The organism is Pannonibacter sp. SL95, from assembly GCF_026672425.1.
Classification (GTDB): Bacteria; Pseudomonadota; Alphaproteobacteria; order Rhizobiales; family Stappiaceae; genus Pannonibacter.
Window position 1 is genome coordinate 112,442 of sequence record NZ_JAPPRC010000005.1, and the last position, 14,284, is coordinate 126,725.

Here is a 14,284-nt window from a genome sequence, read left to right on the forward strand (position 1 = left end):
GGCCGGATCGTCCTTCTAGCTGGGGATGACCTGGCGGGGTTCGGCTCTTGCCGGTCCTCATTGTGACGCCGCAGCCACGCCGGATTGCAAAGGCACGCCGCAGGGCTCGTTCAATAGTTGACTTGAATATTCATCTTTTGTATCGACCGCAATACCTGAATGCGATATTCAGGAAACACAATCCATTTCAGGGACAAGCAAGCTCGCGCCAGCCAGTCCGAAGACAGGGGCTTTTTCGATGGTGACGGCGCGCAAGCATGTGACGTATCTGATGGGGGGTGTCGCCCTTCTGGCTCTGGCGGGCACCACGTCCGCCCTCGCGCAACAGGCCGCGCCTGCCTCCGCACCGGCCGCAAAGACCGAAGCCCAGACAACGGCACTGCAACGCCTCGTCATCGGTGCCGGCCGTGAAAAAGTCGCCATCGACACGCCCCAGGCCGTCACGGTCATCAACCAGGAACAGATCGACGACGAACAGGCCAACACGATTGGCGACTTTTTCCGCCAGACGCCCGGCGTCACGATTGCCGGTTCCGACCGTATCGGCGGCCAGGCATACAATATTCGCGGCGTGGGCGAACTCAGCGCGGCGGACGAGTCGAAGATCATCATTACGGTCGATGGAGCCACGAAGTTCTACGAGCAGTACCGGCTTGGCTCCTTCTTCTCTGATCCTGAACTCTACAAGCAGGTTGAAGTCCTTCGCGGCCCGGCCTCGTCCACGCTGTATGGCGCGGGCGCTATCGGCGGCGTGATCAATTTCGTCACCAAGGACGCCTCTGACTTCCTGTCGCCGAACGAAAAGGCCGCACTGCGGCTAAAATCGATGTTAGATTCCAACAAGGAAGGCCTGATGACATCCGCCGTGTTGGCGGCGCGCCTCGGCGCTCAAACCGAAGCCCTCATCAACGGGAACTTCCGTCGCTCGAATGACTTTGACGCGGGCGGCGGCCGCAAAATTCCAGGGTCGGCATTCGACTCCTTCTCCGGCCTCGCCAAGGTCACCCATCATTTCGGCGACAATAATGAGCAGAGCGTCCGTCTGTCCTATGAGCGTTGGCAGAGTGATGCCGATAACACAGCCTATTCTCAGACGGGTACGCTTACGGACTTCGGCAACATCGACCGGGAGATCACCGACCAGACGCTGGTGTTTGCCTATGAAAATCCGGCGCAGGGCAACCCGTTCCTGGATCTGAAGCTGAACCTGTCGGTATCTGATACAAAGGTTGAGCAGGACAAAGCGACCGCTCGCATCCCGTCGGCTCTGTTCCGGGACAGTGAATATGGCTATCGCACCTGGCAGGCAAAACTCGAAAACACCTTCGAGGCCCATGGCGAGAGCTTCGACAACTTCCTGACGCTGGGCACCCAGCTGTCCTATCAGCAGCGGACCGGCAAGACGAAGGGGGGCACCGGCTGGGTCGACTTCCATCCGGAAGGCACCGACCGCAAGATCGGCGTTTTCCTGCAGAACGAATTCATCTGGAACGAGAAGCTGACGATTATTCCGGGCGTCCGCCTCGATCACGTCTCGCTCGAACCCGACAGCCGCATCCCGGGCGCCCGCTCGCAGTCGGATCTGGCTTTCTCGCCCAAGATCGCGGCCATGTACAAGTTCACCGAGAGCTTCTCGGTCTTCGGGTCCATTGCGCAGACCGAACGTCTGCCGACGCTGGATGAAATGTTCACGACGGGCGCGCGGAGTGCCGCATATCCCGGCGGCCGGTCTGTAAGCCTCGGGCTCAAGAAGGAAAAGTCGCTCAACTATGAAGCCGGCTTTGCTGTTTCCGGACAAGAGCTGGTTCAGGAAGGCGACGCCTTGCAGTTCAAGACGACGGCTTTCTACAACGACCTGACCAACATGATTGCGACAAACCAGTTGCGTGGCCATCCTGTTGCCGTTCCGTATTTCGTAAACATCCATCAAGCACATATCTACGGCGTTGAGCTCGAAGCAGACTATCAGTCAAAATATGCCTTCGCCAACTTTGCTTACAGTGTCGTCCGTGGCAAGGACGAGAAGACGAAGCAGCGACTGACCTCAATTCCGGCAGATACCCTGTCGGTTACGCTCGGCGCGCGCGTTCCTGACTATAATGTGAGCTTTGGCTGGCGCGGTCTGTTTGCCGCAACCGCTCCGCAGAGCCGCGATATCTCATCCGGAACGATCAAACTGTCTACAGCGGGCTACGCCGTCCACGATGCATTCGTGTCCTGGACAGCAGATGAGAACAGCCAGCTCAAGGGTTGGGAAGTTCGCGCAGCTGTCGAGAACATCTTCGACAAGCGTTACCAGAACAATCTCGCCGGTGACCCAGGTCGCGGGCGGACGTTCAAGCTCACCGTCAACAAGCAGTTCGGGTGGTAAGAATGCGATTTGCACGTCAACTGGAAGTCTTCGCCGCCGTTTCGCTCACCGTTGCGGCCCTCCTTGCCAATCCGGCCCATGCGGCGGATGGCAAGGGCGTGACGCTGGAGCTGAACAAGGCCGCCGCCGCGAGCAACGGATGCCTGCTGACCTTCGTGGCCAGCAACGCCACCGGCGCGGCGCTGCCTTCGGCCGGCTTCGAGTTCGTGCTCTTCGACAAGGATGGGCTGGTGGACCGCATGACGGTGTTCGACTTCGGCGCGCTGCCGGAGGGCAAGACCGTGGTTCGCCAGTTCCAGATCCCGGGTGGGACCTGCGAGAGCATCGGTTCGATCCTGGTCAACGGTGCGTCAGGCTGCGGTGGTGCCACGGCCGCCTCGCCGCTCTGCGCCGCCCCGCTGTCCACCGCCTCCCGCACGCCCATCAGCTTCAACAAGTAGGATATCTGCCATGCTGAGCGCCGCCCTGCTGCAACCTGTTACGGATCTTCTGGACCTCGGTGGTCCGGTCGTCGTCCTGATCGCGCTGATGTCGGTCGTGGCGCTCGCCATCATCCTGCTGAAGCTTGTCCAGTATGGCACCTGCCGCACGGCCCGTCCCGGACGGGCCCGCCTTGCGGCCCGCCTGTGGCGACAGGGCCGCAAGCGCGAGGCGGCAAGCCTTCTTGACCAGCCGGCGGGCGCCGCCGAGGAAGCCGTTGCCAATGCCATGCATCTGTCGCTGGCCGGTGGCATGGACCGTTCCGACATCGAGACCGAGATTGCCCGCATCGCCACCGCGCGTCTGCATGGCCTGCAGGGTGGCTTCAAGGCGCTTGATGCCATCGCCCAGCTTGCTCCGCTGCTTGGCCTGTTCGGCACCGTGATCGGCATGATCGAGGCTTTCCAGTCGCTGCAGTCCGCCGGCAGTTCCGTTGATCCGTCGCTTCTGGCAGGCGGTATCTGGGTCGCGCTCCTGACCACGGCCGCCGGTCTTGCGGTCGCCATGCCGGTCTCGGCCATCCTGTCGATGTTTGAGAGCTGGGTCGAAAGCGAGCGTGTGGCGATCGAAACCATCTGCGCCGAAATCCTGGTCGCCTTGCCCGGAACACCCGGCCTGAGCCACCAGACGGCCTCTGTTGCCCCTGTCGCTGTCGGACAGGCGCCTGCCGTCGCGATCCGGGCCTCGCATGCACATTGACAAGCCGGCGCCCCGCCGCAGACCCCTGTCGATGACGTCGCTGATTGACGTCATCTTCCTGCTGCTGCTGTTTTTCATGCTGTCCTCGACCTTCACCCGGTTTGGGTCTGTCGACTTTGGCGGGACCGGCAAGGCTGGCGGCAGCGGCGTTGCCACGACACCCGACATTCTCGTCATGGTTTCAGGCGAAGGACTGCGCATCAACGGAACGGTCGTCAGTCCGGATGCGGTCGATGCAGATCTTGCTGGGTACCTCGCGAAGGGCGCAAAATCCGCGATGATCCTGCCGCGCGAGGGGGCCAACGCCCAGGCCCTGGTCGATGCTGTCGAGGCGCTGCGCCGGGCCGCAAGGCTGTCCGGAACCGACCTGACCCTCACTGTCGCCCGCTGATCTGCCACAAGGACCTTATCCCGTGATCCGCCTCGAACGCGACAAGCCGACGCGCAAGATGGAAACCACCATCTCGCTGATCAACATCGTCTTCCTGATGCTGATCTTCTTCCTTGTTGCCGGCCAGCTTGCCCCCCCGCTCGACAGCGCCGTTACCCTGACCGACGCCCGGGACGCTGAATCCCTGCCGCCACCCGATGCGCTGTTCGCCCATGCCGACGGCCGCCTGACCTTCCGTGGCGCAGACATTTCTGCCGACGCCTTTGTCGCCGACCGGCGCGTGCGCCTGACAACCGACGCACCTGAAATCCTCCTCGCCGCCGACCGGGAGCTGGACGCGCGCAAGCTCGTCGAGGTCGTTGATGCCCTCAAGCAGGCCGGCGCTGCAAGGGTCAAGGTCGTCACCCGGCGGATCGCGCCATGAGACTGCGGCCGTGGCACATTGGCCTCGCTCTCGGCCTGTCGCTGACCTTCCATCTCGGTGCCGGCGTGATTGCCCTGACGCGCGAGGAAACGCCTCAGCTTGCCGGCGGCGGCGTCCAGATCGGCGCGGATGTCGGCACGGCCTTTGACACCGTCATCCAGTCCGGTGATCCCAGCGATACCGTTGTCGCCGCAACCCAGCCCGACACGCTCACCCCTGAGACCCCGGACCCCGAACCGCAGCCGCAACCGGCCGAGACGCCGCCCGTCGCCCCGCCCGTAACTGAGCCGGTCACCGAGCCGGTGAGGCCCACCGAGGCCCCGCGTCCCCCCGTCGCCGCCATCGAGCCGGCACCTCTGCAGCCTGCGGCTGACCCCACCCCGCCGGTCGCAGCGCCTGTCGTCCTGCCCGAGCCCCTTGCCGCTGACCCAACCGCAACGCTGGCACTTGCCGCCGCAGCCCCGAGCGCCCCACCCGCACAGAAACCCGCCGAGCCGGTCCCCGCCGTCGCCCCTTCATCGCTCGCGCCCGTAGTTCCCGTCGAGGCGGTGAAGCCACTGCCCGAACCGGTAAAGCCCGAACCGGCCAAGCCCGAGCCGAAAAAAGCTGATACGCCCAAGCCGAGAAAGCCGAGCAAGCCGGCTGCGGCCAAGGCGCGTACCGCCGCCGCCCAGACCAGTGCCAAGACCAACGCCAAGACCAGTGCGCCCGCCGCGCCCGCACAAGGGGGAGCCGGTGGCCAGTCGAACGTCACCGCGCTTGCCGGTGGCGCCGGGCGGATCGGCACGGGCGATGCGGAAGGCAATTCCGACGTCACCAATTATCCCGGCCAGATCAGCCGCGCCTTGCGCCGTGCGCTTTACTATCCGCCCTCGGCCAAGCGCCGCCGCCTGACCGGCGAAACGCTGGTGTCCTTCGTCGTGGCGAAGGGCGGCAACGCCTCCTCGATCCGCGTCGCCCGCAGCTCTGGCGTGCCTGAACTGGACGAAGCCGCACTTGAAACCGTGCGGCGGGCCGCGCCCTTCCCGGCCATTCCCCCTGCTGCACGCCGCGACAGCTGGACCTTCACCATTCCGATCGCATTTCGATAGATTGATGACACACCTGAGCCTTGTGAAACCTCTGCTGACTGCCGTATGACTTGTGAAATGCCCGCCAATACGGGCCACAAGGAGCCGTCATGTCTTCCGTGTCATCCCCAGACGTCATCTCGCCAGATCTGATGGTGGCCCGCGACGGGCTTGATCCGGCGCTGCGCGGCACCCTCTGGCGCCACCGCAAGACGCAAGGCACCTACCGGATCCTCGGCAAATGCCGCATCGAGGCGACAGGCGCGGAGGCCTTCCTGTATCAGGGCCACGATGGCACGATCTGGGCCCGGCCCATGGATGAATTTCTCGACGGTCGTTTCGAACAGCTTGAACAGGAGCCAAGGCCATGAGCCGGTGGATGATGCGCCAGCGCTGCATGCTGGCCGGAGCAGCTCTCCTTGGTCTGGCGGCTCAGCCTGCCTTGGCCAGTGAACTTGTGCTGCAGGATGGCAACTGGACCCTGTCCTGCGACACGGACGGTCTTTGCATTGCCGACAGCTTCGTCTCGGTCGGCCAGGATCATTACCTGCGCCTGGCACTGGAGCGCCCGGCAGATCCATCAGCGGACATGGTGCTGGAGTTCCAGTCCTCGCTGACCCCGCCGGTCGGTGGCAAGCTCCGCCTCTGGGTGCCGAGCGAGGACTACCGCATGGTCGGCGACATCACCAAGGAGCCTTCGGACGGCAAGGTCCGCTTCGGCGGCATCACGCCGAACGAGCCGATGATGATGGCGCTGAAGGCCGCTGCCACCGCCACCGCCGTGGTCGAGCTGCCGAACGGCAAGCAGACCGAGATCGCCGTTTCGCTCGATGGCTTCACGCCCATCTTCGCCCTGATGGATGACGCCCAGGGCCGCATCGGCCGCAAGGATGCGGTCGTCGTGCAGGGCCCGCGTGACCCGGCCGCCGGCCGCTATTTCCTCTCGTTCCGCCCGGGCGAGACCCAGGTCGTCCAGTCGACCGTGACGGATGACCGCCGCGTGCCGATCACCGAGACGCGCAAGCTGGCCACCCTTGCCGACATCCCCGACCGGGTGCGCGAGGCGGTCGCCGGCGGGCCCGCCTGCCCCCTGCCCGACACCATCGAGAGCATCGGCGGCACCTTCTATGGCATCGACGAGCGCAGCGGCATCTGGGAACTGCCCTGCTTCCTCGGCGCCTATCAGGGCACCTTCGTCTATGTCTATTCCATCCTGCTCGACGGCGACCTCAACGCCGCCCTGCTGCATTTCCAGGGCCCGCCGACCGGCGAGCCGACCGAGGACCCGGAAATCATCAGCCCGATCTTCGATCCGAAGACCTCGCTACTGACCTCCTTTGCCCGCGCCCGCGGCGTCGGCGACTGCGGCCGCTTCGAGACCTATGAGCTGGTGTTCCTGGAAGGCGAAAGCATCGGCTGGGACGCGCTGGAACTGCGCGAAAAGAAAGACTGCAACGGCGTCGACGACGCGCCGGAGTCCTATCCCCTGATCTGGAAACGCGAAGGCTGAGCCAGCCGCTCAGCCTGCCACGCGGTCTTCCAGGCGGAAGCGGAAGATCCGCGCGATCTGCGCCAGTGCGGTTGCAAACTCGGTCGCCGGATCATTGCCGATCCGGCTCTCGAAGGCGGCCAGGATCATGTCCTTGGTCGCGCCCTTGACGGCGAAAATGAACGGAAAGCCGAACTTGTCCTTGTAGGCGCCATTGAGCGCCGTGAAGCGGGCAAACTCGTCCGGGCTGAGCCGGTCAAGGCCTGCCCCGGCCTGTTCCTTTTTGGAATCCTCGGCCATTTCGCCGGCAATCGCAGCTTTCCCGGCCAGATCCGGATGCGCCCGGATCAGCGCCAGCTGCCGCTCCCGCGGGGCCGCCTGCATGGCCGCGTCAAAGGCCGCGACCAGTGCCTCGCGGCTGGCAAAGGGCCGGCGTATGGCCGCCAGCTCGGCAACCCAGGGCGAATGTTCGGCCACATCGCCGAAGTGCCCGAGAAACGCCTCGGCGCTCAGGCCGTTGACGGCGTCGATACTCAGCTTTGCGCTCATCGGACTTGCCAGCCTCACTTCTGCTGCGCGATCCAGGCGCCGAGCGTCTGCCGCTCGGCATCGGTCATGCCGGTCTCGTTGCCAAGCGGCATGGCATCGGACTGCACCGCCTGCGCCATGATCAGATCGGCATAGCGCTTGAGATCGTCAACCGTCTCCAGCCGCACCTCCTTCGGAGCCTCGCTGAAGCCCTCGTGGGTCGGCGTCGCCGCATGGCACATGACGCAATGGGCCTGCGTCACCTTCAGAACGTCGGCATCCGCCACCGTGCCAGCGCCGGAAAAGTCGCGCGGCGCGGTCATCACCAGCGCGGCCACAAGTCCAAGGGCCGCCACCGGCAGCGACCACCAGTAACGGGCAAACGGGTCGCCGGCCTCATGCCGGTTGAGGAAGTGGCGCACCATGCCGCCGATGACGAGGACCAGCGCCACCAGAATCCAGGCATGCGGATGCCCGGTCAGCATCGGATAATGGTTCGAGACCATCATCAAAAGCACCGGCAGCGTCAGGTAGTTGTTGTGCACCGACCGCTGCTTGCCCATCTGGCCAAGCTTTGGATCGGGCGCTTCCCCGCGCAGCAGGCTGCCGACGATCTTCTTCTGGTTCGGAATGATCACGCCGAACACGTTGACGGCCATGATCGTGCCAATGAAGGCCCCGACGTGGATCAGCGCACCACGGCCGGAGAAGACCTGTGTGAACAGGTAGGAGGCTCCCAGGATCAGGATGATGAGGCAGCCAGCCAGCAGCGGCGTGTTGCGCCCGATGGCCGAGCGGCACAGCCCGTCATAGATGAACCAGCCGGCGGCAAGGCTTGCGACCGAGATCAGCACCGCCTCGCCTGGCGTCAGGACAAGTCGATTGGGATCAATAAGATAGGTCGATGCGTTGAAGTAGTACTGCACCACCAGAAGGGCAAAGCCCGTGACCCAGGTGAGATACGCCTCCCACTTGTACCAGATCAGGTCCTCCGGCAGGTACGACGGGGCCACGGTGAATTTTTCCACGTGGTAGAAGCCGCCGCCATGCACTTCCCAGGCCGTACCATAGACGCCCTCGCGCATGCCCTCTCGCTTGCGCAGGGCGAGGTCCAGCGCGATGAAGTAGAACGACGCGCCGATCCAGCCAATGCCGACAACCAGATGCGCCCAGCGAAGCAGCAGGTTGAGCCAGTCAGCAGCAAAGGTCATCAGCATGGCAATCTCTCTGGAAATTTCGGTTTTTATGCAGCGAACGGAACCTGAGATCCCGTCATTCTTGGCCAGTGACACCATCAACGGCGTCCCAGCTTGAGCAGTCCCCCGCCCTCAGCGGCTCCCCAACCCGAAGCCGTCATCCCCGCCTTGTGCGGGGATCCACCCCCACGGGCAGAGCGAACAACGACCAACCGAGCCCGGCGAGACGCCCGATGGATCCCCGCACGAGGCGGGGATGACGCCGGAAACCGGGCAGGCTGCCAGAAGACAGGCTCCGCGCTTTCGTCAGGTGACGCTTGAGCAAGAACACAATGTCTCCGTCAGCGGTTTCGCCAACCCTCAGCGGTCAACGCCACCCCTCAGCGGTCAACGCACCCCCTCAGCGGCACCCACCGTCAGCCGTCATCCCCGCATTGTGCGGGGATCCACCCCCACGGACAGAGCGAACAACAACCAACGGAGCCCGGCGAGACGCCCAATGGATCCCCGCACAAGGCGGGGATGACCCGGGAGACGGGGCAAGCTGCCAGCAGACATGCGCCGCGCCTTAGTCAGGTGCCGCCGGAGCAAGAACACAACGTCTCCGTGAGCGGTCTCCCACCCGAAGCAGTCCCCCGCCCTCGGCGGCACCCCACCTTCATCGGTTCTCCACCGGCAGCGGCTCCCCGCCGTCAGCAGTACGCGCCCTCAGCGGCACCCGACCCTCAGCCGTCATCCCCGCCTTGTGCGGGGATCCACACCCACGCACAGAGCGGACAACAACCACCTGAGCCCGGCGAGACGTCCAATAGATCCCCGCCCAAGGCGGGGATGACCGCCGGGAGGAACGGTCCCGCCAGACGGCACATCCCGGGACAAAGGCAGGGGCGCCAAGAACGCCCCTGCCCGCTTGCCTGTTACTGCGGCAGCTTGTCGTCGATGCCCTTGATGTACCAGTTCATGCCAAGGATCGCGCCGTCGTCTAGGCGAACGCCGGCAGCAGCTGCTTCCGTGCCGTCCTGCTTGATGATCGGACCGGTGAACGGCTCCCAGCCGCCCTTGATCTTCTCTTCGGTGGCCTTGGCCATGGCGACAACGTCATCCGGCAGGTTGGTGTAAGGCGCCATTACAACATGGCCTTCCTTCAGGCCGTGCCAGGTCTGCTTGCTTTCCCACTTGCCGTCGAGAACCGCCTGCACGCGCTCGATGTAGTACGGGCCCCACTCGTCGACGATCGCGGTGAGCTGCGACTTCGGCGCAAAGGCGATCATGTCGGAGGCCTGGCCAAAGCCCAGCACGCCGCGCTCGGCCGCCACCTGCAGCGGAGCTGTGGAATCGGTGTGCTGCGAGATGATGTCCGCACCCTGGTCGATCAGCGCCTTGGCAGCGTCAGCTTCCTTGGCCGGGTCAAACCAGGAGTTGGCCCAGACGATCTTGACCTTGAAGTCCGGATTGACGGACTGGGCGCCAAGCAGGAACGAGTTGATGCCGGAGACCACTTCCGGGATCGGGAACGAGCCGATGTAGCCGGCGGTGCCCTTCTTGGACATCTTGGCCGCGATCTGGCCGAGGATGTAACGGCCCTCGTGGAACTTGGAATTGTAGGTCGCAACGTTCTTGGCGGTCTTGTAGCCGGTTGCGTGCTCGAACATCACTTTCGGGTACTTCTGCGCCACCTTCAGGGTAGGGTTCATGTAGCCGAAGGAGGTGGTGAAGATGATGCCGCAGCCTTCACGGGCGAAGCGCTCGATGGCGCGCTCGGCGTCAGCGCCTTCCGGCACGCTTTCCAGATAGGCGGTTTCCACCTTGCCGGCGAAGTGCTTTTCCATGGCCTGACGGCCCTGGTCATGCTGGTAGGACCAGCCGAAGTCGCCGACCGGGCCGACGTAGATGAAGCAGGCCTTCAGGTCAGCGGCCTGGGCGGCAGAGCCGGCAGCGGCAAGGGCGACAGCCGCGACAGCAGCTTTCAGGATGTTCTTCATTGTGACACTTCCCCTTTGGTTTGGGACTTCGGATTGAAGCTCAGGCGGATCATGGTGTTCCCGGCCGGAACCGGACCGCGACGGTCCCGGCGGCTGACGCGGTGGTCAGCGATCAGGTACGAACGGCTTGCCAAGGCATGCGGGCGTGTTGACCAGCGTCAGGCGGCGGTTCGACGAAATGAGCACCAGCACGACGATGGTGGCAAGATACGGCAGGCTCGACAAGAGCTGCGAGGGCACGCCCGCACCGACGGCCTGAGCATGGAAGGTCAGCACCGTGACCGCGCCGAACAGATAGGCGCCTATCACCACACGCCAGGGCAGCCAGGAGGCAAAGACCACCAGCGCCAGCGCGATCCAGCCGCGCCCCGCCGTCATGTTTTCCACCCATTGCGGCGTATAGGCGAGCGACATGTAGCCGCCGGCGAGACCCGCGCAGCCGCCACCGAACAGCACCGCGAGGAACCGCACCTTCAGCACCGACAGGCCAAGCGCATGCGCCGAGGCATGGTTGTCGCCCACCGCCCGCAGCACCAGGCCTGCCCGGGTCCGGGCCAGCGCATAAGCCACCGCAATGACGATGGCGACGGACATGTAGACGATCGGATCCTGACCGAAAATCACCGGCCCGACGAAGGGCAGGTCACTCAGGAACGGCAGGTCCAGCTTTTCCAGCTTGAGGCCCGGAACACCGATGAAGGCTTCACCGATGAGACCGGACAGGCCAAGCCCCAGCAGCGTCAGGGCAAGACCCGTGGCCACCTGATTGGTGACCAGCACCAGCACCAGGAACCCGAACAGCGCCGACAGTGCCATACCGGCGCCGATGGCCCCCAGGATACCGAGCGTGCCTGAGCCGGTGAGATTGGCAACGGCAAAGCCGGTCACCGCGCCCATGATCATCATGCCCTCGACGCCGAGGTTCAGGACGCCGGAGCGTTCCACCACCAGTTCGCCGATGGCCGCCAGCAGCAGCGGCGTTGCCGCGGTGATGACAGTCAGGAGGATGGCTTCAAACATGGGCGTGGCCTCCCTTGGCCGTCTGGCCGAATTGCAGCTTGATCCGGTAGAGGATGAGCGTGTCGCAGGCGAGCACGAAGAACAGCAGCATGCCCTGCACAACGCTTGCAATCTTGTCCGAAATGCCCATCGAGGCCTGCACGCTCTCCCCGCCGATGTAGCTGAGCGCCAGCACGAAACCGGCGACGACAATGGCGAGCGGATTGAGCCGGCCGAGGAAGGCAACGATGATCGCGGTAAAGCCATAGCCCGGCGAAATCGTCGGCTGCAGCTGGCCGAGCGAACCGGCCACTTCCATGATGCCGGCAAGGCCGGCAAGGCCGCCCGAAACCATGAAGGCAAAGACGGTCATCCGCTTCTGCGAGAAACCGGCAAAGCTGCCCGCACGCGGGCTCTCGCCGAGCACCCGGATCTCGAAGCCCTTGAGCGTCCGCGCCAGCAGCAGCGACAACAGGATGGCGACAGCAATGGCCGCGTAGAGCGAGACCGACAGGCGACCATCACCAATGGTCGGCAGCATGGCCGAGGCGGAGAACAGCGCCGTCTCGGGGAAATTGAACCCGGCCGGATCGCGCCAGGGGCCACGCACCAGATAATCCAGCGTCAGGTTGGCGACATAAACCAGCATCAGGCTGACGAGGATCTCGTTGGTATTGAAGCGGATTTTCAACACTGCCGGAACCAGCGCATAGAGCGCGCCGCCCGCCGCACCAAACAGCAGCATCAACGGCAAGGTCAGGCCGTTGTCGAAGGCGGGAAACAGCACCGGCAGGACGGACCCTGCAAGGGCACCCATCACGAACTGTCCTTCGGCGCCGATGTTCCAGTTGTTGGACAGGTAGCAGATCGACAGGCCGCAGGCGATCAGCACCAGCGGCACCGCCTTGACCAGCAGCTCCTGCAAGGACCAGAGGTCGGTCATCGGCTCGATGAAGAACTTGTACAGCGCAAGACCAGCGTCATGCCCGGCGATGGCAAACAGCAACGCGGCTGACAGCATGGTCAGTGCCACCGCGATCACAGGCGACAGCCCGGTCATGAGCCGGCTGTGTTCTGCCCGTTTGATGAGAACAATCCGCATCATGCCCCTCCCGCTGCCGCCGTCACTGGCGCAGGTGCTGCCGTGCCAGCCTCGGCTCCGCCGGCCATCAGCAGGCCGATGCGCTCGCGCGTCATCGCGGCAGCCGGTTCCGCTGGCGACAGGTGGCCGCGTGAAATGACGGCGATCCGGTCGGCGATTTCGTAGATTTCATCGAGGTCCTGGCTGATCACCAGCACCGCCGATCCCTTGCGTGACAGGTCCACCAGCGCCTGACGGATGAGCGCGGCGGCACCCGCGTCGACGCCCCAGGTCGGCTGGTTAACGATCAGGACACCCGGATTGCGGCTCATTTCGCGGCCGACGACGAATTTCTGCAGGTTGCCACCCGACAGCGAGCGGGCCTCCGGGTCGTCATGCGACATGCGCACGTCATAGACCTGCTTGATCCGCTTCTCCATCTCGCCGATCCGCCCGAAGGCGACGAAGCCGCCCTTCACCAGGCCGTCATCGGTGGCATGCCGCGTCAGAAGAATGTTCGAGGACAGACGGAACCCCGGCACCGCGCCATGGCCGAGCCGTTCCTCGGGAACGAACGCCGCGCCCCGCTGGCGACGGCGGGTGATGCCCTCCTGGCCGCAAGGCGTGCCATCGATCGTGACCATCCCGGCCGCCGTCCTGCGCTCGCCGGTCAGGGCATCAAACAGCTCGCCCTGCCCGTTTCCGGCAACACCGGCAATCGCCACCACCTCGCCCGCCTTCACCTCGACCGTTACGCCGGTCAACGGCACGGCAAACGGTGTCGCAGGTGCAAGACTGAGCGAACGGGCAGACAGGCGGACCGGAGAGGTCTCGTTCGGCCGGCTGGCCGCCGCCACATTGGCAATCTCGGCGCCCACCATCATCCGGGCCAGCGAGCCCGGCGTCTCCAGCGTCGGATCACATTCCGCCACCACCTTGCCATGACGCAGGATCGTGGCGTGGTGGCAGATGCGCTGCACCTCTTCCAGCCGGTGGCTGATGTAGAGCACCGCGCAACCTTCCGAGGCCAGGCGCTTCAGGGTGAGGAACAGCTCGTCGGCTTCCTGCGGGGTCAGGACCGAGGTTGGCTCGTCCATGATGATCAGGCGCGGCGCTTGCAACAGGCAGCGGACGATCTCGATCCGCTGGCGAATACCAACGGGAAGATCGGCGACCAGCGCGTCCGGATCGAGCGGCAGGCCGTACTCGCGCGAGACGGCACGAATTCTCTCGCCAAGGCTGCGCATTGTCCCGGGTTTCTCCAGCGCAAGCGCGATATTCTCCGACACGCTCAAGGCTTCGAACAGGGAGAAATGCTGGAACACCATCCCGATGCCGAGCGACCTGGCCGCTGCCGGAGAGGCCACCCGCACCGGCTTGCCCTGCCACTCGACGCTGCCCGCATCAGGCTGCAGTGCGCCATAGAGGATCTTCACGAGCGTCGATTTGCCGGCGCCATTCTCGCCCAGCAGCGCGTGGATTTCGCCCTTGTTGATGACGAGATCCACATCCGCGTTGGCAGCGATACTGCCAAAACGCTTGGTGATGCCGCGCGCGGCGAGGAGGATTTCAGC

General features: G+C 64.5%; 14 protein-coding genes. 8 read left to right on the forward strand and 6 right to left on the reverse strand.

Features of this window, described 5'->3' with window-relative positions:
* The first annotated feature begins 238 nt into the window (after positions 1–238).
* From OVA12_RS15575 to OVA12_RS15610, 8 genes are all read left to right on the forward strand, one after another.
* The gene (locus OVA12_RS15575; protein WP_268138909.1) at positions 239–2,371 is read left to right on the forward strand and encodes a TonB-dependent receptor domain-containing protein; all 2,133 of its coding nucleotides are present in this window, start codon (positions 239–241) and stop codon (positions 2,369–2,371) included.
* Positions 2,372–2,373: 2 nt separating this feature from the next.
* Positions 2,374–2,811 (forward strand): hypothetical protein, encoded by a 438-nt coding sequence (locus OVA12_RS15580; RefSeq protein ID WP_268138911.1) that lies wholly within the window; start codon positions 2,374–2,376, stop codon positions 2,809–2,811.
* Between the two features lie 10 nt (positions 2,812–2,821).
* A complete protein-coding gene (locus OVA12_RS15585; RefSeq protein WP_268138913.1) occupies positions 2,822–3,550 on the forward strand; it encodes a MotA/TolQ/ExbB proton channel family protein in 729 nt (242 codons plus the stop codon).
* Between the two features lie 31 nt (positions 3,551–3,581).
* Positions 3,582–3,941 (forward strand): biopolymer transporter ExbD, encoded by a 360-nt coding sequence (locus OVA12_RS15590; RefSeq protein WP_268138915.1) that lies wholly within the window; start codon positions 3,582–3,584, stop codon positions 3,939–3,941.
* Between the two features lie 22 nt (positions 3,942–3,963).
* A complete protein-coding gene (locus OVA12_RS15595; RefSeq protein WP_268138917.1) occupies positions 3,964–4,365 on the forward strand; it encodes an ExbD/TolR family protein in 402 nt (133 codons plus the stop codon).
* Positions 4,362–5,456, forward strand: a complete 1,095-nt coding sequence (locus tag OVA12_RS15600) for a TonB family protein (RefSeq protein WP_268138919.1) — start codon at positions 4,362–4,364, stop codon at positions 5,454–5,456. The genes OVA12_RS15595 and OVA12_RS15600 overlap by 4 nt, the downstream gene beginning before the upstream one ends.
* A gap of 89 nt (positions 5,457–5,545) precedes the next feature.
* Entirely contained in the window at positions 5,546–5,806 is a 261-nt protein-coding gene (locus tag OVA12_RS15605; protein ID WP_268138921.1) for a DUF1653 domain-containing protein, read from the forward strand.
* Positions 5,803–6,945, forward strand: a complete 1,143-nt coding sequence (locus tag OVA12_RS15610; protein WP_268138923.1) for a DUF1176 domain-containing protein — start codon at positions 5,803–5,805, stop codon at positions 6,943–6,945. The genes OVA12_RS15605 and OVA12_RS15610 overlap by 4 nt, the downstream gene beginning before the upstream one ends.
* A 9-nt stretch (positions 6,946–6,954) precedes the next feature.
* Here OVA12_RS15610 and uraD read toward each other — a convergent pair whose 3' ends face one another.
* The 6 genes from uraD to OVA12_RS15640 all read right to left on the reverse strand — a co-directional run bounded on the left by uraD (position 6,955) and on the right by OVA12_RS15640 (position 14,278).
* Positions 6,955–7,473 (reverse strand): 2-oxo-4-hydroxy-4-carboxy-5-ureidoimidazoline decarboxylase, encoded by a 519-nt coding sequence (gene uraD, locus OVA12_RS15615; RefSeq protein ID WP_268138925.1) that lies wholly within the window; start codon positions 7,471–7,473, stop codon positions 6,955–6,957.
* 14 nt (positions 7,474–7,487) lie between these two features.
* On the reverse strand, positions 7,488–8,669 hold the full coding sequence (locus tag OVA12_RS15620; RefSeq protein WP_268138927.1) for a urate hydroxylase PuuD: 1,182 nt from the start codon (positions 8,667–8,669) through the stop codon (positions 7,488–7,490).
* Positions 8,670–9,565: 896 nt separating this feature from the next.
* Entirely contained in the window at positions 9,566–10,630 is a 1,065-nt protein-coding gene (locus tag OVA12_RS15625) for a BMP family ABC transporter substrate-binding protein (protein ID WP_268138929.1), read from the reverse strand.
* Between the two features lie 105 nt (positions 10,631–10,735).
* Positions 10,736–11,650, reverse strand: coding sequence for an ABC transporter permease (locus OVA12_RS15630; protein WP_268138931.1), 915 nt, complete (start codon positions 11,648–11,650; stop codon positions 10,736–10,738).
* Complete coding sequence (locus tag OVA12_RS15635; RefSeq protein ID WP_268138933.1) at positions 11,643–12,734, reverse strand: ABC transporter permease; 1,092 nt, start codon at positions 12,732–12,734, stop codon at positions 11,643–11,645. The genes OVA12_RS15630 and OVA12_RS15635 overlap by 8 nt, the downstream gene beginning before the upstream one ends.
* Positions 12,731–14,278 carry an ABC transporter ATP-binding protein gene (locus OVA12_RS15640; protein WP_268139436.1) on the reverse strand — a complete coding sequence of 516 codons (1,548 nt, stop codon included), beginning with the start codon at positions 14,276–14,278 and terminating at the stop codon, positions 12,731–12,733. The genes OVA12_RS15635 and OVA12_RS15640 overlap by 4 nt, the downstream gene beginning before the upstream one ends.
* Positions 14,279–14,284 lie beyond the last annotated feature (6 nt).

Bases quoted from the DNA above. Each gene is read 5' to 3' on its own strand.
- OVA12_RS15580 (WP_268138911.1), top strand. From the start codon at position 2,374: ATGCGATTTGCACGTCAACTGGAAGTCTTCGCCGCCGTTTCGCTCACC.
- OVA12_RS15620 (WP_268138927.1), bottom strand. From the start codon at position 8,669: ATGCTGATGACCTTTGCTGCTGACTGGCTCAACCTGCTGCTTCGCTGG.
- OVA12_RS15625 (WP_268138929.1), bottom strand. From the start codon at position 10,630: ATGAAGAACATCCTGAAAGCTGCTGTCGCGGCTGTCGCCCTTGCCGCT.
- uraD (WP_268138925.1), bottom strand. From the start codon at position 7,473: ATGAGCGCAAAGCTGAGTATCGACGCCGTCAACGGCCTGAGCGCCGAG.
- OVA12_RS15590 (WP_268138915.1), top strand. From the start codon at position 3,582: ATGACGTCGCTGATTGACGTCATCTTCCTGCTGCTGCTGTTTTTCATG.
- OVA12_RS15630 (WP_268138931.1), bottom strand. From the start codon at position 11,650: ATGTTTGAAGCCATCCTCCTGACTGTCATCACCGCGGCAACGCCGCTG.
- OVA12_RS15575 (WP_268138909.1), top strand. From the start codon at position 239: ATGGTGACGGCGCGCAAGCATGTGACGTATCTGATGGGGGGTGTCGCC.
- OVA12_RS15635 (WP_268138933.1), bottom strand. From the start codon at position 12,734: ATGATGCGGATTGTTCTCATCAAACGGGCAGAACACAGCCGGCTCATG.
- OVA12_RS15600 (WP_268138919.1), top strand. From the start codon at position 4,362: ATGAGACTGCGGCCGTGGCACATTGGCCTCGCTCTCGGCCTGTCGCTG.
- OVA12_RS15610 (WP_268138923.1), top strand. From the start codon at position 5,803: ATGAGCCGGTGGATGATGCGCCAGCGCTGCATGCTGGCCGGAGCAGCT.
- OVA12_RS15585 (WP_268138913.1), top strand. From the start codon at position 2,822: ATGCTGAGCGCCGCCCTGCTGCAACCTGTTACGGATCTTCTGGACCTC.
- OVA12_RS15605 (WP_268138921.1), top strand. From the start codon at position 5,546: ATGTCTTCCGTGTCATCCCCAGACGTCATCTCGCCAGATCTGATGGTG.